Source organism: Streptomyces sp. NPDC045695 (genome assembly GCF_056432025.1).
The window spans coordinates 122,367-143,361 of sequence record NZ_JBWKJU010000014.1; the positions used below are offsets into that span (position 1 = coordinate 122,367).

At 71.6% G+C, this 20,995-nt stretch carries 23 protein-coding genes; 14 read left to right on the forward strand and 9 right to left on the reverse strand.

Annotation, left to right across the window (positions count from 1 at the left end; all coding sequences use genetic code 11):
• Positions 1–82 precede the first annotated feature (82 nt).
• The 6 genes from AC07DU_RS23460 to AC07DU_RS23485 all read left to right on the forward strand — a co-directional run bounded on the left by AC07DU_RS23460 (position 83) and on the right by AC07DU_RS23485 (position 8,492).
• Positions 83–1,321, forward strand: coding sequence for a hypothetical protein (locus AC07DU_RS23460; protein WP_479113362.1), 1,239 nt, complete (start codon positions 83–85; stop codon positions 1,319–1,321).
• A gap of 100 nt (positions 1,322–1,421) precedes the next feature.
• Positions 1,422–2,303, forward strand: coding sequence for a methyltransferase domain-containing protein (locus AC07DU_RS23465; protein WP_360896639.1), 882 nt, complete (start codon positions 1,422–1,424; stop codon positions 2,301–2,303).
• A gap of 204 nt (positions 2,304–2,507) precedes the next feature.
• A complete protein-coding gene (cseB, locus tag AC07DU_RS23470; protein ID WP_479113364.1) occupies positions 2,508–3,245 on the forward strand; it encodes a two-component system response regulator CseB in 738 nt (245 codons plus the stop codon).
• A 5-nt stretch (positions 3,246–3,250) separates the two neighbouring features.
• Entirely contained in the window at positions 3,251–4,513 is a 1,263-nt protein-coding gene (locus AC07DU_RS23475) for an ATP-binding protein (RefSeq protein WP_479113366.1), read from the forward strand.
• A 437-nt stretch (positions 4,514–4,950) separates the two neighbouring features.
• A complete protein-coding gene (locus tag AC07DU_RS23480) occupies positions 4,951–5,772 on the forward strand; it encodes an ABC transporter ATP-binding protein (RefSeq protein ID WP_479113368.1) in 822 nt (273 codons plus the stop codon).
• Between the two features lie 128 nt (positions 5,773–5,900).
• Positions 5,901–8,492, forward strand: a complete 2,592-nt coding sequence (locus AC07DU_RS23485) for an ABC transporter permease (RefSeq protein ID WP_479113370.1) — start codon at positions 5,901–5,903, stop codon at positions 8,490–8,492.
• Between the two features lie 174 nt (positions 8,493–8,666).
• Here AC07DU_RS23485 and AC07DU_RS23490 read toward each other — a convergent pair whose 3' ends face one another.
• Positions 8,667–9,605, reverse strand: coding sequence for an alpha/beta fold hydrolase (locus AC07DU_RS23490; RefSeq protein ID WP_479113372.1), 939 nt, complete (start codon positions 9,603–9,605; stop codon positions 8,667–8,669).
• A gap of 126 nt (positions 9,606–9,731) precedes the next feature.
• On the opposite strand from AC07DU_RS23490, the gene AC07DU_RS23495 reads away from it, so the two are divergent.
• The 4 genes from AC07DU_RS23495 to AC07DU_RS23510 all read left to right on the forward strand — a co-directional run bounded on the left by AC07DU_RS23495 (position 9,732) and on the right by AC07DU_RS23510 (position 12,063).
• Entirely contained in the window at positions 9,732–10,346 is a 615-nt protein-coding gene (locus tag AC07DU_RS23495; protein ID WP_479029555.1) for a TetR/AcrR family transcriptional regulator, read from the forward strand.
• A gap of 78 nt (positions 10,347–10,424) precedes the next feature.
• Complete coding sequence (locus tag AC07DU_RS23500; protein ID WP_479029556.1) at positions 10,425–10,841, forward strand: hypothetical protein; 417 nt, start codon at positions 10,425–10,427, stop codon at positions 10,839–10,841.
• Positions 10,842–10,923: 82 nt separating this feature from the next.
• Positions 10,924–11,097 (forward strand): CsbD family protein, encoded by a 174-nt coding sequence (locus AC07DU_RS23505; RefSeq protein ID WP_360896662.1) that lies wholly within the window; start codon positions 10,924–10,926, stop codon positions 11,095–11,097.
• 51 nt (positions 11,098–11,148) lie between these two features.
• Positions 11,149–12,063 carry a DUF1206 domain-containing protein gene (locus AC07DU_RS23510; protein ID WP_479113374.1) on the forward strand — a complete coding sequence of 305 codons (915 nt, stop codon included), beginning with the start codon at positions 11,149–11,151 and terminating at the stop codon, positions 12,061–12,063.
• A 246-nt stretch (positions 12,064–12,309) separates the two neighbouring features.
• Here AC07DU_RS23510 and AC07DU_RS23515 read toward each other — a convergent pair whose 3' ends face one another.
• The 3 genes from AC07DU_RS23515 to AC07DU_RS23525 form a co-directional block, all read right to left on the reverse strand.
• Complete coding sequence (locus AC07DU_RS23515) at positions 12,310–12,687, reverse strand: STAS domain-containing protein (RefSeq protein ID WP_479029560.1); 378 nt, start codon at positions 12,685–12,687, stop codon at positions 12,310–12,312.
• Between the two features lie 382 nt (positions 12,688–13,069).
• A complete protein-coding gene (locus tag AC07DU_RS23520; RefSeq protein ID WP_479113376.1) occupies positions 13,070–13,264 on the reverse strand; it encodes a hypothetical protein in 195 nt (64 codons plus the stop codon).
• Positions 13,265–13,481: 217 nt separating this feature from the next.
• Entirely contained in the window at positions 13,482–14,978 is a 1,497-nt protein-coding gene (locus tag AC07DU_RS23525; protein WP_479113378.1) for a helix-turn-helix domain-containing protein, read from the reverse strand.
• Positions 14,979–15,322: 344 nt separating this feature from the next.
• Here AC07DU_RS23525 and AC07DU_RS23530 point away from each other — a divergent pair, with 344 nt between their 5' ends.
• Entirely contained in the window at positions 15,323–16,039 is a 717-nt protein-coding gene (locus AC07DU_RS23530; RefSeq protein WP_479113380.1) for a DUF4232 domain-containing protein, read from the forward strand.
• A 685-nt stretch (positions 16,040–16,724) separates the two neighbouring features.
• Here AC07DU_RS23530 and AC07DU_RS23535 read toward each other — a convergent pair.
• From AC07DU_RS23535 to AC07DU_RS23550, 4 genes are all read right to left on the reverse strand, one after another.
• Positions 16,725–17,009 (reverse strand): hypothetical protein, encoded by a 285-nt coding sequence (locus tag AC07DU_RS23535; RefSeq protein ID WP_479113382.1) that lies wholly within the window; start codon positions 17,007–17,009, stop codon positions 16,725–16,727.
• A gap of 50 nt (positions 17,010–17,059) precedes the next feature.
• Positions 17,060–17,326 carry a hypothetical protein gene (locus AC07DU_RS23540; protein WP_479113384.1) on the reverse strand — a complete coding sequence of 89 codons (267 nt, stop codon included), beginning with the start codon at positions 17,324–17,326 and terminating at the stop codon, positions 17,060–17,062.
• 95 nt (positions 17,327–17,421) lie between these two features.
• The gene (locus AC07DU_RS23545; protein ID WP_479113386.1) at positions 17,422–17,610 is read right to left on the reverse strand and encodes a hypothetical protein; all 189 of its coding nucleotides are present in this window, start codon (positions 17,608–17,610) and stop codon (positions 17,422–17,424) included.
• A 5-nt stretch (positions 17,611–17,615) separates the two neighbouring features.
• Positions 17,616–18,191 carry a DUF5994 family protein gene (locus AC07DU_RS23550; RefSeq protein WP_479113388.1) on the reverse strand — a complete coding sequence of 192 codons (576 nt, stop codon included), beginning with the start codon at positions 18,189–18,191 and terminating at the stop codon, positions 17,616–17,618.
• Between the two features lie 242 nt (positions 18,192–18,433).
• Between AC07DU_RS23550 and AC07DU_RS23555 the strand changes: the two genes are divergently transcribed.
• Positions 18,434–18,931: a DUF5994 family protein gene (locus AC07DU_RS23555; protein ID WP_479029573.1), complete on the forward strand. Its 498-nt coding sequence runs from the start codon at positions 18,434–18,436 to the stop codon at positions 18,929–18,931.
• Between the two features lie 147 nt (positions 18,932–19,078).
• Here AC07DU_RS23555 and AC07DU_RS23560 read toward each other — a convergent pair whose 3' ends face one another.
• Complete coding sequence (locus AC07DU_RS23560) at positions 19,079–19,279, reverse strand: hypothetical protein (protein ID WP_479113390.1); 201 nt, start codon at positions 19,277–19,279, stop codon at positions 19,079–19,081.
• Between the two features lie 968 nt (positions 19,280–20,247).
• On the opposite strand from AC07DU_RS23560, the gene AC07DU_RS23565 reads away from it, so the two are divergent.
• Complete coding sequence (locus AC07DU_RS23565; protein WP_479113392.1) at positions 20,248–20,544, forward strand: lactococcin 972 family bacteriocin; 297 nt, start codon at positions 20,248–20,250, stop codon at positions 20,542–20,544.
• 67 nt (positions 20,545–20,611) lie between these two features.
• Positions 20,612–20,908 carry a lactococcin 972 family bacteriocin gene (locus AC07DU_RS23570; RefSeq protein ID WP_479113394.1) on the forward strand — a complete coding sequence of 99 codons (297 nt, stop codon included), beginning with the start codon at positions 20,612–20,614 and terminating at the stop codon, positions 20,906–20,908.
• The last annotated feature ends 87 nt before the right edge of the window (positions 20,909–20,995 follow it).

A 20,995-nucleotide genomic window follows, 5' to 3' on the forward strand; every position in this document is an offset into this window, starting at 1 on the left:
GTCAAGGCTCCGGATCCCGGGTGGGATTAATCACTCCGCTGGGGGACTCGGGCCGGGCGTGGCTCCTATGAACCGGGAAAGCATGCGATACCTGCCGCCACCGTACGAACCGCCGCAGAGTTCTGGCGACCTCACGCGGCGCCTGGAATCGCTCCTCGCGGCGGACGTGCCGGCGCTCTGCCCCGTGTACGTGGGGCTGGCGCTCCCCGTGCCCTGTTCGCCGAAGCACGCGATCGCGACCCACGCCATCGCCGAACACCTGGCACGGCGCGACGTCGAGGCGCTTCCCGCCTTCAGTGAGATACCGCCCCGTCGGCTCCGCGTCCTCACCGCGGCCAGTTGGGGCCGTGCGGACGCGGTGGGGTCGGAGGTCGACCACCTTCCGACCGATCTGGCGACCGGCCTGTGGTGGCGGATCAGCGAACTGTGCAAGCGTTCCGAGGACTTGACCCCACTCGAACGCGACACGGCAGGCACGCTGATGCTGCGGCTGGGCTATCCCGAGCAGGCGGCGCGGCTGCTCGGGATCACCGACGTACGGGCGGGCATCCCGGCCTTCCCCCGGGACGTCCGGCCGGAGCACGCACTCGCCCGGGTGACCGTCTCCCTGCAGCTGCACCCCAGGCCCGGTCTCGTGGTGACGCAGGCCCTTCGAGCGGTGGCCGATCCCCGCCTGTCCGTCCTGACCCGCCTGACACTGGCGGGCTTCGCGATGCCGCTGGAAGCGAGCCGTGAGGCCGGTTCCGGGGCCCTGTACGAGACCGTCCGGCTGGCCGAACAAGCACTGACGCGACTGATCGACGTGGATCCGGAGCACCGGTGGGTCGAGCGCAGGGTCCTCCAGTCGCTCGCCGACGCCGCCGTCCTGCGCGGGGAACCCGAAGCCGCGTACGCCTATCTGGACCGGGCGGCCCTGGGCGCGATGGGCATGCGGCCGCAGGACGGCCTGCGGCGACTGGCGTGGGACGAAGAGGTGCTCGCTCTCCTCGCGTGCCAAGGGCGCGCTTGCCGGAGCAGGGACGACGCCGAGGGCGCCGTGGCCGCCACGTCCCGCATGCCGGGCATCGCTCCGTACGACGCCCACGCCTGGGCCGCCCACGGCTACGCGCTCCTGGTCTCGGGCCGGCTGGACGAGTCGCTCCACGCCTACGAGGAGATGCTCCCGCTCGGCGGACATCCGGTGGCCGCGGCCGCGTTCCACCTCGGCTGGATCCACGAGAGCCGCGGAGACCGAAGACGCGCCCAGGACGCCTACGCGTACTCGTACTCGATCGACCCCACGGTCCCCGCCGTCAAGGAGAGGCTGTCCGCCTTTCGCTGACGGCGCCCCCCGGTCGGCTCCGGTCGCTCCGGTGGGACCGGTCCGCTCCGGTGGGGACCGCAACGCCCCCCGCTGAACAACCAACCAAGAAAGACGTCTGATGTTCGAGGCTCACCACCACGCACGCATGCTCGCCGACGCCACGCGGCTGACCGCGTTCCACGACGCCATGGCGGAGGTGATCGCAGACGGGGACCGGGTCCTCGACGCCGGGACGGGTACGGGCATCCTCGCCGCCATGGCCTCGCAGCTGACCTCGGGGACGGTCGTCGCGGTCGAGTACCTGGAGGACACCGCTTCCTTCGCGCAGCAGGCCCTGCGGGCCTCGAACCTCGACCGCGTCGAAGTCGTCCAGGGCAACGCGGTCCAGGTCGACATCGGCACGCCCCCCGACGTCGTCGTCTCGGAGACGATCGGATCCCTCGGACCCGAGGAGAACATCGTGGGCCTGACCCACGCCCTGCGCCGCCGCTACCCCGACATCCGGGCCTTCATCCCGTCACGGCTGCGCGTCCTGGCGGAGCCGGTCGTCTCGCCGGAGGCGGACGCGCTGCGCGCGAGCGTCATCGGAGCGTTCACCCGGGAGCAGCCGGGCGGGATGTCGTTCGCCTCCGTACTGCCGGAGGCGGAGCACGCGCTGGGCAGCCAGATCATCACCGCGAAGCTGACCGACGCGACCTCGGCCGGACCCGCCCGGACGCTCATCGAGTACGACCTGGGCAGCACACCGGAGGCCGACTTCAGCCAGACGGTGTCCTTCGGCGACTCCCCGGCCAATGCCGTGCACCTCTACTTCGAGGCGCCCCTGTCCCCGTCCGTGACCCTCAGCAGCCACCGCACCGCGGCGTTCACGCACTGGGGCCACTCGTACATCGTCCGCCCGCCCCGAGCCTCCGCGGTCACGATCGGCTACCGCAGCGCCGACCGGCGCTTCACCTGCCGCTGGGACCGCACCGCTGATCGGACCGCTGACTGCGACTGACAACGGCTGCGCGCCGGGTTGTATCAGGCGGGTATCGGGCAGCGCTTGGTCGTCCATCGAAACCGTGCGCCGGGCCGCGTACGAGGGGGCCCACAGCCAGCCTGCCGTATCGTCGTTTCGGGTCGCCGGTCGCGCCACGGTGGAGTGGTGAGCGCCGCCGGGAGCGCCCTCCCACCCGGTCCGTACGAACAGGAGTCGTCCGCCGTGTCCTCCGCTGCCCCGGCTGGATCCTCCGCGCCCCCCGTCCGCGTGTTGCTGGTCGAGGACGACGAGCTGATGCGCCGGTCCTTCACCGTCGCCCTGGAGCGCTACGGCTACGAGATGAAGGCCGCGGCCGACGGGCTCGAAGGGCTGGAGACCTTCCGGGACGAGCGCTTCGACCTGCTGATCCTGGACGTGATGCTGCCCGGACTGGACGGGATCGGGCTGTGCCGCAGGGTCCGGGAGACCAGCCTGGTGCCCGTGCTGATGATGTCGGCGCGTGGCGACGGGCTCGATGTCGTCGCCGGTCTGGAGGCCGGAGCGGACGACTACGTGGTCAAGCCCGTGGACACGTACGTGCTGGTGGCGCGCATCCGGTCCCTGCTGCGGCGGGCCACCTACGCGCCCGCACCGGAGCCCGGACAGGCCGCCGGCGACAGGCCGCACGCCGAGGGGGAGGTGCTCGCGTTCGGGGACCTCAGCATCGACACCGCCGGCATGGAGGTGTTCGTCTCGGGCAGCCGCGTAGCGCTGACCCCGACCGAACTGAAGCTGCTCCTCCAGTTCGCCGCCCACCCGGGCGTCGTGCTGGAGCGGCACACCCTGCTGCGCGACGTCTGGGAGTACGGCTGGGACGGCGACAGCCGGGTCGTGGACCTGTGCGTGCAGCGGCTGCGCCGCAAGCTGGGGCGCGAGCGGATCGAGACGGTCCGCGGCTTCGGCTACAAGCTGAGGCGCTGAGGCCGGTGCGTCCCCTCCACCGGCTGTGGCCGGCCCGCGCGTCCTTGCGCTGGAAGATCGCCGGGCTCGCCGCGATCACGGCGTGCCTGGTCGTGGCCGCGGTGGGCGTCTCGGTACACCTGTGGACCGCGGACGACATCCGCGACCGGGGCGAAGCGCGGGCCGTCAACACGCTCTACTCGGCCATGGACGTCTACCGGCGTACGGGCACGCTCGCGGACGGCGCCGCGCTGGACCCGGCCGAACTGCCCGCCGTACTGCGCGACCCGGCCGACGGTAACCGGCACACGGCCTACGACGGGCGCGTCGAGGGAAACGTGGGGCCGAGCTTCTGGGCCGCCCAGCGGACCGGTGGCCCGGACCGCCCGGAGAGCCCTGTCCTCGCCGTCCAGGTCAACATGAGCTCGGAGCTCCACACCCTGCGCCGGCTCGACGTGACCATGACGCTGGCCTCGCTGCTCGCGCTCGCGGCGGCCACCCCCCTGACGATCTACGGGGCCGGGCTGCTCGCCCGCAGACTGCGGCGGGTCTCGCAGACCGCGGGCCGGATCTCGGCCGGGGACCTCGACGCCCGGACCGGGCCCACGAAAGGCCACGACGAGGTGGCCGACATCGCCGCCACCGTCGACCTCATGGCCGACAGCCTCGGCCGACGGCTGCGCACGGAGCGCCAGTTCACCGCGGACGTGGCCCACGAGCTGCGCACCCCCGTCGGCGGCCTGCTGGCGGCGGTCGACCTGCTGCCTCCGGGTGACACGGAGGATCTGATCCGTGCCCGGGTGCGGGATCTGCGCGGCCTGGTCGAGGACCTCCTGGAGATCTCCCGCCTCGACGCAGGCGCCGAACAGGCCGTCCGCGCGCGGGTGCCGCTCGGTGCCGTCGTCTGCGACGCCGTGGCCCGCACCGGCCTCGACACGGCGGTCACCGTCACCGAGACCACGACCCCGACGGTGGAGACCGACCCGCGCCGCCTGGAGCGGATCGTCAGCAACCTGGTCGTCAACGCCCACCGGCACGGTGGCGGCACCCCGGTGGAGGTCACCGTCGAGGGCCGTACGGTCGTCGTACGCGACCACGGCCCCGGCTTCCCGCACGACCTGCTGCTCCACGGACCGCGCCGTTTCCACACGGCCGCGCCGCAACGAGGCCCGGGCCACGGCCTGGGCCTGACCATCGCCCTGGGCCAAGCCCGTCTCCTAGGCGCCGAGCTCCGCCTGGACAACGCCCCATCCGGCGGCGCCCTGGCCACCCTGCACCTGCCGACGTGACCGCGTCCCGGCGTCCCGGCCTTCGGCGTGACGGCCTGACGGGGTCCCGGCCGGCGGCGTGACGGCCTGACGGGGTCCCGGCCTTCGGCGTGACGGCCTGACGGGGTCCCGGCCTGCGGCGTGACGGCCTGACGGCGTCCCGGCCTGCGGCGTGACCGCCTGACGGCGTCCCGGCCTGCGGCGTGACCGCCTGACGGCGTCCCGGCCTGCGGCGTGACCGCCTGACGGCGTCCCGGCCTGCGGCGTGTCCGCCTGTCGGGGCGTGGCCGACTGACCGCCTCCGCCTGCGGCGTGATGGCCTACCGGCCTGTCGGCAGGCGGCCCGTACACAACCGCTACGAAGCGGCGCGGACGCCGATACGTGCCCGCTCCGGCCCCGATACATTCCCCCGACACCCTTCGAAGTGCGCCTTCCCGCACTCGAAGAGGAGTCCCCCGTGACCACCCGTCCCCCCGCCCCGTACGCCCCGCACACCACGCCCGGCGTCGCGGCCTCCACCACCGACCTGACGAAGGTCTACGGCAGTGGCGACAACCGGGTCGTGGCCCTGGACCAGGTCACCTTCGCCTTCCGGGAGGGCGAGTTCACCGCGATCATGGGCCCCTCCGGCTGCGGCAAGTCCACCCTGATGCACTGCGCCGCCGGGCTCGACTCGCCCACGTCCGGCTCCGTACGCGTCGGCACCACCGAACTGAGCACGCTCGACGACCAGCAGCTCACACAACTGCGCCGCGACCGGATCGGGTTCGTCTTCCAGGCGTTCAACCTGCTGCCGACGCTGACCGCGCTGGAGAACATCACGCTGCCCCTGAGCATCGCCGGGCGCCGCCCCGACCGGCAGTGGCTGGACCGCGTGGTTTCCATGGTCGGCCTCTCCCAGCGACTCGACCACCGGCCCGCACAGCTGTCGGGCGGCCAGCAGCAGCGCGTCGCGGTGGCGCGCGCCCTGGTCTCGCGCCCTGCGATCGTCTTCGGCGACGAGCCCACCGGCAACCTCGACTCCCGCGCTTCAGCCGCGGTCCTCGGCTTCCTGCGCGACTCGGTGCGTGAGCTCGGCCAGACCGTGGTCATGGTCACCCACGACCCCGTCGCCGCCGGCTATGCGGACCGCGTCGTCTTCCTCTCCGACGGCCGCCTCGTCGACGAGATGGCGCACCCCACCCCGGACCGGGTCCTGGACCTGATGCTGCATCTCTCCCGGGGCGCTGACACCTCCGGGGGCCCCGAAAACGTAGAAACCCGCCCACGCACCAGCTGACCCGGCCTCGCCCCGGACCGAACCAGCCACCGGCTACGAGCCACCCGCCACCCGCCACCCGCCACCGGCGACCAGCCACCGCCCCCCGCTCGCCTCCGTCGAGCCACGTCCCGGAAGCTCCCTTCCCCATGCTCAGAACAGCCCTGCGCAACCTCCTCGCGCACAAGGCCCGTCAGCTCATGACCGTCCTCGCGGTCTGCCTCGGGGTCGCGTTCGTCTGCGGCACCCTCGTCTTCGCCGACTCCACCGCCGCCGCCCACCGCGCCGCCGTGTCGAAGAACTTCACCGGCATCGCGGTCACCGTGACCGCGAAGGAGCCCCCGCCCGGGGCGCCCGCCGACCCACGGACCAGCGTGCTCGACGACACGCTCGCACGGAAGCTGGCCGAGGTCCCCGGTGTCGCCGCCGTGCGTCCGTCGGTCGACGGCTCGGCCACCTTCAACGCGGCGGACGGCACCCCAGTGCGCGCCGGCAAGCCGGGGGCGAACCTGGCCGCCGCGTACGTACCCGGCAAGGACGGCAAGGACGACCGCTATCCGCTGGCCGAGGGCCGCGCCCCGACGAACAGCGGCGAACTCGCCGTGGACACCGGCACCGCCCACGCTGGCCACTTCCACCTCGGCGCCACGATCACGCTGGCCACCGACGGCCCGGTCATGACCAAGCGGCTCGTCGGGATCGTCACCACCACGGAGAGCCGGGTGACAGCCGGCGGCACCCTTGCCCTGTTCGACAAGGCGACCGCCCAGGAACTGTTCGCGTCCCCGGGCACGTACAGCGGCCTGGACCTGTCCGCCGCGCCCGGAATCGACCCGTCCGAACTCGCCGCCCGCGTCACCGACGTCCTCCCGGCCGACCGCGCCGAGGCCACGACCGGCGCCGCACGGGCCGCCCAGCAGGCCGTCCTCGTCGACACCCTGACCCGGGGCTACGAGAAGCTGCCGCTGCTCTTCGCCGGGATCTCGCTGTTCATCGGCTCCTTCCTCATCGTCAACACCTTCACCATGCTCGTGACGCGGCGCTCCCGCGAGATCGCCCTGCTGCGGGCGATCGGCGCCTCACGCCGCCAGGTGTCCCGCTCCGTACTCCTGGAAGCCCTCCTGGTCGGCCTCGTCGCATCGGCGGCCGGTTTCCTCCTCGGCCTCGGCATCGCCGCCGTCCTGCCCGACCTCCTCGGCACCGACGGCAGCACGCTGCCCCGAGGCCCCCTGGTGATCGGCCCGCGCTCCGTCGTGGCGGCGCTCGGCGTGGGCGTGGGCGTCACCGTCCTCGCCGCGTGGCTCCCGTCCCGCAGGGCGGCGAAGGTCGCACCCGTCGAGGCGATGCGCACGGCCGGACAATCGCCCTCCGCCTCCCGGTCCTCCCCGTCCTCCCGGTTCTCCCGGTCCCGGATCCGCGGCGCAGCGGGCCTGGCCCTGCTCCTCCTCGGCGTCGGCTGGCTGGTGTCGCTCACGGGGGCGAAGGACGCCTCGGAGGAGAACCTCCAGAAGGCGATGCTCGGGTGCGCCCTCCTCATCACCGCCTTGATCATGCTGGCACCGCTGCTCGCCGTCCCGGTGATCCGGCTGACCGGGAGACTGACCGGCCGCCTCGGTATCACCGGCCACCTCGCCCGGGAGAACGCGCTGCGCGACCCGCGCCGCACCGCGGCCACCGCCGCGACCCTGATGATCAGCACCGCGCTGGTCGCCGGCCTCGCCGTCATCGGACACTCCACGGGGCGGGCCCTGGACCACCAGGCGGCGGCCGGGCTCGGCGCCGACTACGTGATCAGTACGCGCAGCACGATGACCGGCATCGCCCCCGACGCCGTACGACGGGTGGCCGACACCGCCGCAGTGGCCACCGCGAGCGCCGTCACGGACTCCACGCTGTTCACCGGCGGCGGGGTCCGGGAGATCTCCGGCGTCGACCCCGACACCGTGAACGCCGTCATGAAGCTCGACTTCGTCAGCGGCTCCGCCGAGGGTCTCGGCCCGGGCCGGATCGCCCTCTCCCGCACCATGGCACGCGAACACGGCCTGACCACCGGCAGTCGCCTCGACGCCCGCATCGGCCGCAGCCACGAACCGGAGCAGTACACCGTCGTGGGCGTCTACAAGGACAACCCCGTCGCCCGGGACGTCCTGGGTGCCCGAACCGACGTGGCGAAGCACAGCTTCCTGCCCGACTCCGTCCAGCGCATCCTGGTCCGCACGGACGGCGACGCGGTCTCGAAGACCACCGAGCGACGACTGCGCACCGCCCTGGGCAACAGCCCGCTGCTGAAGGTGCAGGACCGGGCCCAACTCGTCCGCGAGGCCGCCGGCACCATGAGCGACCTGCTGAACGTGATGTACGGGCTGCTCGCCATCGGCGTCGTGACCAGCGCGCTCGGCATCGTGAACACCCTGGCCATGTCGGTCGCGGAACGCACCCGCGAGATCGGCGCCCTGCGTGCCCTCGGCATGGACCGCGCGGGCATCCGCCGGATGATCCGCCTGGAGGCAGTGACGGTCGCCGTGTTCGGCACCCTCCTCGGCCTGGCGGGCGGCCTGTTCGCCGCATGGGCGGTCGGCTCGCTCGCCAACGGCGCGATCGAGCAGTACTCCCTGACCCTCCCCTGGGGCACGCTCCTCCTCACCTGCCTGCTGTCCCCCACGACCGCGGCCCTCGCGGCCACCCTCCCGGCCCACCGGGCCGCAGCCCTGAGCCCACTGAAAGCCGTCGCCCAGACGTAACCCCCACCCGCCGGCCCGCCGCCCCCGTCCCCGACGTGACGCGGCCCCGGCTCGTCGCGGCCTTCCTCGCGCACCTCGTAGACGCCGACCTGGAGTGGGGGGTTCGCGCGGCAGGCCCGAAGGGGCCCGGCACATGGGTGGGTGCCGCTCGTGTCGTTCCTCCCCGCCGTAGCCCTATGCGTCGACCGCGGCAGGGTCGATGCAGTCGACGTCCTCCATGAAGGAGAGCATCCGGGCGTTGACCACGTCGGGGTGATCGATCTGCGGGCCGTGCCCGGTCGCGGAGATGATCTCGGCGCGGGCGCCCGGCACCAGCCTGGGTACGCGCTCCAGCTGCCGCTTGGGGTGTACGAGCAGGCTGTGCTTGCCCATGATCACGTAGAGCGGGGTCCGGATGGACCGCAGCGCGTCCTCGGCCAGCGGCAGGGGCGCGGGGCGGCGGATCCGGTACGCGCGGGCGCCGAGCTGGATCCACTTGCGCATCTCGGGGACGGCGAGGACCGGCTGATCCAGCCAGGCGGCGAGGCGCGGGCGCAGTGCCTTCGGGGCGAGGGTGGCGAACAGGCTCACGAAGACCCAGGCGAAGAAGCGCAGGCCGACCTTCTCCAGGCCGCCGGGGTCGAGGGCGGTGACGGAGGCGAGCCGTCCGGGCCGCCGGTGGGCCTGGTTGAGCACCAGCCAGCCGCCGTAGGAGGAGCCGACGAGGTGGACCCGATCGAGGCCGAGCGCGTCGAGGGCCTCGTCCATCCACTGAGCGGCCCGCTCCGGCTGCCACATGGGTTCGCGGTGGACGCTGCGGTTGGCGTCGCCGGGGGTGTCGAGGGCGTACACGGGGCGGTCGAGGCTGAGCCCGGGGGTGTTGGGGTACCACATCGCCGAGCTGTAGCCGGCGCCGTGGATCAGGACGATCGGCGTCCGGGAGTCGGCGGCGGGGTCCGCGGGTCCGTACCGGTAGACGTGCGTGGTGCCGAACGCGGTCTCCACATCGGTCTCGGAGCGGATGGGCGCCCCCATCGCGTAGAGCACGTCGGCGGCGGCGAAGTAGCGGTCGCGCAGGGTGTCGTTGACGTAGCGGCCGACATCGGGGCGTACGCGGGTGGTGTTCTCGGGCACGGCGGCACCTCCTGTGAAGATCCGTTCTTCATGGTACGACCGTACCATGAATATGGTACGGCGGTATCATCAAGGCGTGTGGGGAGCGGACCGCGAACCACCATCGACGGGCGGAGACACCGGAACATGCCGAAGCGTGTGGATCACGAGGAGCGGCGCGCCCAGATCGCCGAGGCGCTCATCCAGGTCGCGGGGCGGCGAGGGCTGCATGCGGTCGGCATGCGGGACGTGGCCGCGGAGGCCGGTGTGTCGCTCCGTCTCGTGCAGTACTACTTCGAGACCAAGGAGAGGCTGCTCTTCTACGGCCTTCGGCATCTGACCGACCGCTTCACCGCGAGGGTGGGCGCCCGCCTGGCCGCCGCCGGCCCGGACCCGGGCCCGCGCACCACGGTGGAGGCGCTGCTGTTGGCCTCGCTGCCGACCGACGAGGAGAGCCGCACGTTCCACCTGCTGTACAGCTCCTACGCGATCCTGTCGGTGACCGACGAGGCGCTGGCCGCCCAGCCCTTCATCGACAACCCTGACGCCGCGGAGAACGCCCTGACCGGACTCCTCGAACAGGCACAGGCGTCAGGCCTGGCCGACCCCGTCGCGGACGCGCGCACGGAGGCGATCAGCCTGCTCGCGATGGCGGCGACCATGGGCACCAGCATCCTCGTGGGCCAGCGGAGTCCGGAGTCGGCCATCGCCGTGCTCCGCCACCACCTGGACCGGATCTTCACGACTGCCGAGATCTCCTAGGTCCGCCCCCCGACGGTGGCTTCCCGGACAGCGCAGTCCTACCGTGGAGAGACAGCGAGCGTACCTATGGAGCGCGCCATGCTCGTCATCCTCGGACTCATCCTCTTGATCGCCGCGCTGGTCGTCGGCGTGACCGGCGTCGTCACCAACGACGGCAGCGCCCACGAGCTGACCGGTGAATTCTCCGTATTCGACTACCACGTCACCGGCTCCACCGGCTCACTCTTCCTCTACGGCATCGTCGTCGGGGCCGTGGCCATGCTCGGGCTGAGCCTTCTCCTGGCCGCTGCCCGCCGCCCCTCTCGCCGCGGCCGCGACGCGTACCCCACACGCACGGCGCGCCGCGAGACGGCCGCTGTCGGCAACGACCGCGAAGACGTCGTAGACCAGCGCGGTACCTCCCGCCCGCAGACGACGAGCGCGCGAGAGCCCAACCCCGAAGGCGAGCGCCGCAGGGGGCTCAACCCGTTCAAGCGCCGATCCGAGCCCCGGTAGGCCGACAGGGCTCTGCCGACCAACCGCCGGGGCAGCCCTGGACGGGGCGTCGCCGGCAGAAGATGACGAAGGGTGGAGACCTGTGAGTATCGGCAAGAAGATCGCGCACAAGGCCGAGGCGGCCAAGGGCGGCGCCAAGAAGACCGTCGGCCGTGTCACCGGCAACTGGCACCTTCGGGCCGAAGGCCGTGGTGACCAGGCCAAGGGCAACGTCAAGCAGGCTGGGGCGAAGATCAAGGACGTTTTCAAGCACTGACCACTGCGCCCGCCCTGTCCGCCTCACGGCAGGGCCCCGGAGGTGCCAGGTATGGCCATAAGGAACGGCAGTGCCGCCCAGGCCGGATCCCCGGGGCGGCGTGTGTCCAACAGCCGTGCCATGGAGGTCCTGTCCAGGGTCGGACTCTCCGCGCGCGGTGTGATCTACGTACTGGTTGGGCTGCTGGCCGTGCAGATGGGGTTGGGCGGCGACAGCGGCAAGGAGGCCGACCGGTCCGGTGCGGTGCGGACCATCGGGGAGCAGCCGTTCGGCCGGGTGCTGCTGTGGGCGCTGGTCGTGGGACTGGCGGCTATGGCGCTGTGGCGCCTGTCCGAGGCCGCGTTCGGACAGGCGGTGACGGGCGGTGACAAGTGGACCCGGCGCCTGGGCTCTTTGGGGCTGGCGGTCTTCTACGCCGTGATCTGTATCGGGGTGGTGCAGACCGCGCTGGTCGGCGGGTCCGCCGGGGGCCGTCCCGGCGATGAGGCGTCGAAGGACTACACCGCGAGGGTGCTGACCTGGCCCTTCGGGCGGGTGCTCGTCGGTGTGGTCGGAGCCGTCCTGGTCATCGTCGGCGTGGTGATCGTGGTCCGGAGCCTGATGCGGAAGTTCGAGCAGAACTTGCGGACGGGCAAGATGAGCCCGGTGACGCGGCGGGTGGTCGCGGGGCTGGGCATTGTCGGCGGCGTGGCGACCGGCGTGGTCGCGGCGGTGTCCGGGCTGTTCGTCGTGCTGGCCGCGGTGCGGTTCGATCCCGGGGAAGCCAAGGGCATGGACGAGACGCTGCGTTCGTTCGCCGCCACGCCCGCCGGGCCCGTGCTGCTGATCGCGGCGGCGGTGGGCCTCCTGCTGTTCGGCCTCTACTCGTTCTGCGAAGCCCGCTGGCGTAAAGCCCCTGAGCACGGCACCTCGGCAGAGCAGCCGGCCGAGGCCCCGGGCTCGGAGACGCGCCCGAGTGCGCCCTAGCGAGGGCATCGCGTCAGATGCCGTGGGCCGCTCGTCGCCGTTCGGGCTGCTGCCCGGGGCGGTCGTACCATGCTCGGGCTGCTCGGCCTCAGGCGTGAGAACGGTAACCCGCCTTGGGCAGGGCGCCGGTCAGCCGCTGGATCCCTCTGAGCGTTTCCGACGGGCCAGGGCTTGGCACGGCTCCGCCCGGGTGTAGTGATCAACACCGACGAGGCGTGACGTCGGCGGCGTGTGCGGCTGCGTGCCTCAAGGCGGCGTCGGGAGGTACCCCAACTCCCGGAAGACCGGCGCGAACACGACGTTGCGCGGCGGGGTGCAGCGGAGCTGCAGGTTCTCGCTGGAGGTGAGGGTGAGGAGCCGTGTCGGCTGCCGCTGGAATCCGCTGATGGTCAACGATGCCTGACGCTGCTGGAAGTCGTGCTGGAGGTCGAGCAGCAGGTGCAGTGCGAAGACGTCCATGAAGGGCACACCGACGAGGTCCATGTGCAAAGGGGCGCCATCGGCTGCCGCGGCGGCGGTGGCCTGGTGGAGGGTCGGGCAGGTGTCCATGTCCAGTTCGCCGGCCACCGTGATGACCGTGACTTCTGGATCGTGGCGCATGGTGACGCGGATGCCGTCGTTCATGGTTCGTCCCCGTTCGGGGGTCGAGCCCTTCACGGTCGCCCGCCGATGCGGGAGAAAAGGCCGCTGAGCGCGTGGCGTAGGGCCGCACGCAGCCGAGCGAGACCACCCGTACCAGGCCTTGGCCACTGGTATGGCCGTAGGGGCGGCGCGGGGTCTCCCACCAGACCAGGCTGGTTGTCCCCTTACAGTCCCAGAAGCCATGGCCGCAGTCCAGACGACGCCCGGCCGTTCTCAGAGCCCGGCCGGGGCGAGCGTGAACCGGCTGGGCTCTGCGTGCGTGGGCGAGTGGTGCTCTGCTCAGAGGCGTGAGGTCTCCCTCTGGCCCGGCTTCTGCCTGCTCGCGGGACGACTTTGCCCTGCTGGGGTACAGCTCCCTCTCGGATCACGCTGACATGTCGCCGCTGAGACGGCTGGCGAACAGCACCCGCAGGTGGCTGGTGCGGCGACGCCCGGGCCGGGGCGGGGGAGAGGACAGCAGGTCGGGGATGCCCCAGGGGGCCTTCTCGATACCCGCGGTTCCCTCCGCGTAGCCGCCCTTGCCTGTGCCGGCGGCGAACACCGGCACTCCGACATCCATGCGGGCTCAAGTGGCGGGTGACGATTGCTGGTCATGCTGACCGATGCACCGTTCCGGGACTCGATCGTTTTCGACGGTGTCGACCGTGTCGACGAAGTGGAGGTCGAGGCGGTGACGGCTGGGTTCGGCACAGTCGAGTTGGTTGCGTCAGAGGCCGACTGCCCCGGACGGCACGTCCGGGCTGCGGTCGCTCTTCGGACCGGGTGCAATGGGGCTTTCATTCCGTGTCCGGCAGCCAGGCGTTCTTGTTCGCGTTGTACCAGTAGCTGTGGCCGGCGTTCAAGGCGACCGTGCGGAACGGGCGGCCGTGGTCGTCGATGCGGGTGGTGCCCTGGCGGTCGCCGCTGCTCCAGGCCAGCTCCAGGTACCAGCTGACGTCCTGACCGAGTGTGGCGGCGTCGACGTTCAGGACCTGGGGGTCGGTGGCGGAGACCTTGTACGGGAAGTCGGTCGAGGCCGTCGGCCGCTCGCCCTCCCTGCCGGGTACGGGCCTGGCCCTCGGGGAGGCGTCGTCCAGGTCCACGGCGAAGGACGCCGGCACCAGCGCGCCGCCGCAACCGGCGCCCATCGTGTACGCGTTCCAGCCGGGAGCCTTGCGGCCGCTCACGACATGGACGTACAGCGCGTGCAGGACCGCGGGCTTGCCCTCGGTGCCCTGGACGGTCAGCTGCATGCGCAGGTGCCCCGCCGGGACGGCGTCCAGGGCCCGGGCCCACCCTTCGGTCGCCTGCCCGGCGGGGGGTGGGGGGACCGTGCCGGGTGCCTTGTCCAGGGCGAACCACTGGTCGCAGGGGCTGTCCCAGTTGTCGGGCAGGACGTTGACGGTGAACGGGGCGGTGGGGGAGGCCCCCTCCTTGGCGGTGGCTGTCGAGGGGGACGACGGTCCGGGGCTGGACGGGGGAGTGGAATCGGCGCTGGGCGTGGGTGACGACGACCCGTCGGACGGCAAGGCCGGACCCGCCGCCGCCCGCTCGCGCGAGGACGGCTGGACGGCGCCGTGGCGCGTGTCCCCGTGACTCGTATCTCCCAGGGCGGAGACGGCGGCGGCGATCCCCGCCACCGCCGCGGTGGCCACGGCGGCTGCAACGGCGAGCAGCAGCCGAGGACGCCGGACCCGCGGCACGGAGGCCCGGGCGGAGCCCGGCTGGATGAGGGCGGCGGGGGCGTCTGCGGCTGCCTCCGTTGCCGGTGCAGGAGCGGGCGCCTCCGCCGGTGCCGGCGCGGGCGCCGGAGTGGGGGTGGGCGCCGGGGCGGCCTCCGCACCGGCAGCTCCGGGCGCCGGGGCGGACCCGGCCGCGGGCGCCGGGGCCGGTGCGGGGTCGGTCTCCGCCTGCGGCCGGACCTCCGAAGCCTCCCCAGCCACGACCATCGCCGATGCAGGCGGCACCTCCGGCGCGGCGTCACCGCCCGGCGCCGCCGCGGAGTCCGCCGCCCCCGACCCCGGGGCCTGCCCCTCCGCTACCCCCCGCCGCCGCTCCACCAGGGCCAGCAGCCACTGCCGGTGCAGCGCGACCAGTTCGTCGGCCGAGGCACCGCAGACTCGGGCGAACCGCTCCACCGGGGCGTAATCCGTGGGCACCGCCGCGCCGCTGCAATAGCGGTGCAGCGTCGAGTTGCTGGAGTGCAGACGCTTCGCGAGCGTGCCGTAGCTGCGCCCCGAGCGCTCCTTGAATCCGCGCATCAGCTCCGCGAACCGCTCCGTCTCCGTGGCCATTCCACCCTCCCCCTCATCCCGGAAGCACGTTCCAGGCTCGCCCGATCGCCCAGGTGAGAAGGGTCGGGAGCGTTCCAGGGTTCCTACTATCCCGGTGCGGACGCCACTGGGACAAAACCAGCCGCACAGTTGGGTCATCAGCCCGTCGGTCCGCCGATCGGATCGGCGGGCGGATTCGGCGGTCGCAACGGGAGGGCCCCAACGGGGGCCCCACCCGCCCCACCGACCGCCCTCGGCCGCCTGCGGCAGCAGCCGACCGGAACAGCAGCCCCACCCAACGTCTCGTCAGAGAACAGGAAGCGGAAGCCTCCGTCTGACGACCGCACCGACACGGAGAGTTCCCCATGCGTACCTACCGACTCCGCACCACTGCCCTGGCCACCGCCACCGTCGGCCTCGCTCTGGCCCTGACCGCCTGCGGCGGCTCGGACAGCGCCAGCGGGCCGACCGCGGACCCCGCCGCGACCAAGAGCGCGGACAAGCCGGTCTCGACCGGGACCGTGACGCCGTCCGGGGAGGGCGCCTCCGCAGCCCCGTCCGCGGGCAAGGGCACCGGAACCGGCACGGCCACCACCACCCCGGCGAAAGCCGGTTCGGGCGGCAAGGACACGGGGGACACCGGTGACTCCTACGCCTACACCCACTCCTGCTCGGCGCGCGACCTGACCGTCAAGGTCACTTCCCCGACGGGTACTCCGGCCACCGTCCGGGTCATCACCGTGACCAACAACGGTTCCACCTCCTGCGGTCTGGACTACTTCCCCACCGTCGGCTTCAGCGCCAAGGGCGGCGCGCTCGGTCTCCAGGCCACTGCCCCCGGTGGACTGGGCGGTGCCCCGGCGTACCCGGTGCACCCCGGCGCCACCGCGTACGCGGCCGTGAACCTCAACCCGTCGGGTGGCACCGGCCCCGTGGCCGACGAGGTCAACGTCCTGGCCGACAAGGAGCACATGCCGAACGCGGACGGCGTCAGCCTCCAGCTGGCCAAGCCGGGCAGCGTAGCCAACCCGAAGGTCGGCCTGTATCGCACCAACACCCACGACGCGCTGAGCGCCTTCTGAACGGAGTTCCGGGGGCGGCGGTGCCAGTCCCACGGGTGTGTCACCGGGCGGGCTGAACTGTCCTGGGCGAGGAAACGCCAGACGTCGCGTTCCCTTCACCAGCTCGTGGATGTCGGGGCCGCGCGTCCAGGATGCGAGGTACGAGCGCAGGGCCGCCTGCGAGGAGCGTTCCGAGCCGTTCGGAATCCCGTCGGCCGGGGGGCTTCGCCCCCTCCGCGCGGTGGCCCGGGACCTGTCCCGCACCCTCATGCGGGCACGCGGCGAAACCACCTCGGACTCCCCTGGTCAGCCTGCTCCAGCTCCCTGGGGCTGGGCCCGCTGTCCGTAGTCCCGGAGCAGGATCTGTGGTTCGCGGCTCCCCAGCCGGGCCGGCTCGGCGGCCGACCATGTGCGGCGCCAGCTCGGGCGCACGGTCCAGGGACACCCCGAGCAGTTCCTCCCCGAAGCTCTCCGAGCGGTCCGGGTCCCGGTCCCCTCCGACGGTCATCCTGTGTGCCTCCAACGGGGCGGCGGGCCGGCGTCCGGATGCATGGGCGGCCTGGCCTCCAGGAGGTTCCCCCACAACTGGGCACGCCACACGGCTTCGTGCCCGACGGCCTTTTCCGGTTCGCCCGGCGTTCGCGTCCCCGCGCACACCGGGCGAAGCTGAACGCTCGTGATCAATACGTCAGGGCGTGCCTTTCGGTCAGGCCGGGCCCGTGGCCGTGCCTTCCTCCTCGGCCTCCATGCGCCGGATCCCCTCGTGGGTGAGGGTGACCATCGCGGGGGTGTTGCCGGGTTCCCAGTCGACGGTGATCAGTCCTTCGCCGGCCAGGTAAGTGCAGGCGGCGGCCAGGTCCTGTTCCGGCACGTGCAGGTCGCGCTGCAGCTGTGCTCCGGTGATGCCGAGGAGGCGGTTGCCTTCGACGGCTTCGTACAGGGCCCGGAGCACCTGATCGCGGTAGGTCTTGCGTTCGCGCAGTGTGGCCATGACCGCGTCCTTTCGTGTGAGGGGTGCGCTCCGGGGCCCGCCGGGTCTTCTCAGATCTCGTCGGAGTGGGCGTCGGCGCCGACGGGGGACAGGCCGGCGGTCAGCCGCGCGCGGGCGGGGCCGGCGGGTGTCGCCGTGTCCACGGTGAGGTGGAGGCGGGTGTCGCCGTCGAGACCGGGGTAGCTGCGCTGTTCCGCTCCGGCGAAGCAGCCGCGAAGGGCTTCCGCGACCATGCGGGCGGCTTCGGGCGTGTGCGCGATGATCCGTACCTCGGCGTGCCCGAGCGACGGCAGGGTCTGGGTCTCGATGTATTTCACGTGGGCGTGTTCCCTTTCAGGGAGGATGAGAGGCCGGCGGGTCGGGGCGCCGTGGCGCCCCGACCGCTGCCCCCGGTCGGAGGAAGGTCTGTTCCTCACCGGTCGGCATCCGTGTGGAGGGCTCGACGACCGGTGTCGTCCGGTAGGCCGGGAGGCCTCGGCAGGGGGTCGCTGAAGTGGTGGGCCTCGATCCGCGCGTGGTGCTGGGCGTTCAGCAGGTGGATCCAGCGCATTCCGATGGCGATCGCGAGGATGATCACCGTGATGAGGACGACGGTCTCCACGGAGCTCACCGCCAGCCGTTTCCGGGCAGCGGGAGGGTGCTTCGGTCCGGCAAGTTCCGGAAGGCGGACGTGCATGCCCCGCCTTCGCCCTCCCAGGTGTCTTGCCGGCGACGGGCGTCGCGGATGTCGCGCCCGATGGCAGTTTCGTTGGTCATCAGCGCGCCCGCGGTGAGGACGCTGCCCGGTATCGTCGCGGCGGCCATCAGGCGGGCCGCGGCTGCGGGTGCAGTCTCGGGCGGGATCACGAGGAGGTCCCAGCGGCCGACGGTGTAGGAGAGCAGGATCAGCTTGTCGGGGTCCTGTTCGGTGAACCAGCCCACGTGCAGCGTGCGCCCGTCCATGGGCACGGTGTGCGGTACGACGGGCCAGCGGGTGGGGTTCACGGTGACGCGGGTGATGCGGCCCCAGGGCTCGTCCAGGGCAGCCAGCAACACCGGGAGCTCGGCTTCGAGGTTTCGGGAGCAGGGCCACCAGGCGCCGTCCAGCTGGCCGGCGAGCGTGCTCTTGGGGGTGAGGGACAAGCGAGCCGGAAGCTCTGCGGCGAGGTCGCGGGGCGCGGTCCGGTCGAGGGTCGTGGTCATGATGTGGACCTGCCCCCGGACTACCCGTCGGCAGCCCGGTATTTAGGCGATCGCCGAAAATGACACCCGCGTGAAGCCGGTGTGCGAAGTACTTCCGGTGCTTTCACTGTACGCCTGTTCGACGGACTGTGACCGGCCTGAACAGGCATTTTCCGGCGGGCCGCGGAGCGAGTGGCGGGAGTACCGTGAAAGAACGGCAGGCCGGCGCAGTGCGGCCGTACCCCGTAGACGGGCGGATCCACATGGCTGACTCCGACACCCCACACACGCCGCCACTGCTCCTGCCGGACGCCATCCACCAGGCGATCAAGCCCGGTACGGCGCTGCTGCGGCTGGAGACCACGAGCTCCCGGCAGGGGCGCCTGGACGGCGCGTGGTGGCCGCGCACCCGTGACATCGAGACCGAGCTGCCCGCGCTGATCAGCGCGTTGACCGAGCACCTCGGGCCCATCACCCGGGTCGGCGTGGACGCGTCCGCCTGGAACGGCCTCCCCACCCGCCTGGTCATCGACGACCAGATCGTGCACCTCGACTCCGACCCGGTCGGCGACGACACCGTACTCGTCACCCGCGGCCACAACGACCACTTCGCCCTGCTGGTGGTTCCCCCGGACACCAGCGCCGACGACGCTCGCGACGTGATGGCCCGCGCCGTCCGCGCCGACAACATCACGCAGGCCGCTCAGATCCTCATCGCCACCACACCCGAACCTGAGGACAGTGCCGACGCGGCAGGCTGACGGCGAATCCTCAGCGGCCGAGCCGAGAGCGCGGCGCCACCGTGGCGGGCGGCCCGGTCCCCTCCGGCGTCGGTCGGGATGCCACAGAGCCCGGCCGGAGTGACTGTGGACCGGCCGGGCTGGGCATGTGGGCGAGTCGTGCGCTGGTCAGAGCCCCTCGTCGTGCAGGTCCTCTTCGCGCAGCAGGTCGTCCTCACGGCGGCGTGAGGCCTCCTTCGGGCCGGGCTTCTGTCCCTTCTCGCGGGACGACTTGCCCGGCTGGGCCTGCGCAGGGTCTCCGGGACGATGGTGCTCCTGCGCCTCGCGGCCCTTGCTCGGCTCCTGACGCTTGTCCTGACTACCGTCCATGACGGCGACTCCTCTGGATGACTGGGTACGGATTCCTCTGGGATCACGCTGACACGCACAGCGACGGCCCGCATCATGTCGCCTGCGAAGCGAGGCACACGGATGAGGCCCCTCCCCAGCGGGCGGCGTCGAAAGGCCGGCTATCCCTCCAGCGCCTATCCCTCCAGCGCCGAGGAGGACGCGATCCACACCCCGCCCGTCGGCCTCAGCGTGAGAGGCGATTGACCGGACGGCAGCCACTCGACATCGCGTAGCGCCCGGGGCCCAACCCCCTGACGCCCTACGAAGGCACTTGTGGCACGCGAATGGCATGAGAGCCCAGAAGGATCTGGACAGCAAAACAAGCCCCAGGTCTGTGGCCTGGGGCTTTGTTCGTGCGGCCCGTTTCGCAGCCCATCGCATCGCGCTCGAATGTGATCCGACGTCCGGAGGAGGTCGGGCCGGTCCGCCGCTGGCCGCGTCGTACGTGGACCCCACCGCCGCACCCAGCGGGTGGCGGCTCTCCACCACACGGTACGTCTTGTCCACCAGGTAAGTGGTGCACCTTCCCGTCGGGTGTGGTCGTGGTGATCGTGCGCAGGGGTCGCCGGGGGATGGGTCGGTAATGAGCCGCACTGTGGTGGCGTGACGCTGTCGTGGGGAGCCCTCGTCTACCGGATCCAAGGGAGAGGACTCGGGTGAACTGGCAGGTACGAGCGGGTCTCGGGTGTGATGTGTCTCTCTTATGCGGTGTGGGTGCACCACAGATGGTCAGTCAATAGCAGGCAGTTTTAAGACAGTTGTCGGGAGCGAGCCTGAACTGAGGCGGCCCTGTCGGCCCTTGCGGCCAAGCGCTGTGGCGGCGTTCGGCATGGCGGGGGCATCGAGGGCGGGTTTTGGCCATGCCAGGAGTCGAGTTGACCAAATGATTATGTGCTCCACATGATTGGGCCTCGTTCCCAGAGTTGATCAAGAAAATGGAGCTAAACATGCAGGTCAGTCGCATGCTCAAGGGTGCTGTCGCAGCTGGTGCGCTCGTGGTGGCCGTCGCTGCCCCGGCGATGGCCGGCGAGTCGGATGTCAGTGGCGGCAAGTGGTACTTCGGCGTCAACAGCAAGGACTTCGTGTACTCGAACTACTACCACGGCGAGCGTTGCCACGGTTCCTCGGCGAAGGGCAAGTACCTCGCGCAGAGCGGCAACGTCGAGAAGGAGAAGACGTCCTACGCGTCGGCGCCGGAGGCGGCCTGGGGCAACGAGTCGTACTACCGCTCCAACTGCAGCTGAGAACCTTCGCGGTTCTCTGCGTTTCCCGTAAGCCATCCCCGTTCTGATCTCGAAGATGGAGATAAACATGCAGGTCAGTCGTATGTTCCAGGGTGCTGTCGCAGCTGGTGCGCTCGTGGTGGCCGTCGCTGCCCCGGCGCTGGCCGGTGAGTCGGATGTCAGTGGCGGCAAGTGGTACTTCGGCGTCAGCAGCAGCGACTTCGTGTACTCGAACTACTACCACGGCGAGCGTTGCCACGGTTCCTCGGCGAAGGGCAAGTACCTCGCGCAGAGCGGCAACGTCGAGAAGGGGAAGACGTCCTACGCGTCGGCGCCGGAGGCGGCCTGGGGTAACGAGTCGTACTACCGTTCCAACTGCAGCTGAGAACCTTCCCGGTTGTTCGAGCTTCGCGTAGCCATCCCTGACCATGTGGGGGGCCGAAAACAGGTCCCCCACACGGCTGGGCTCTTC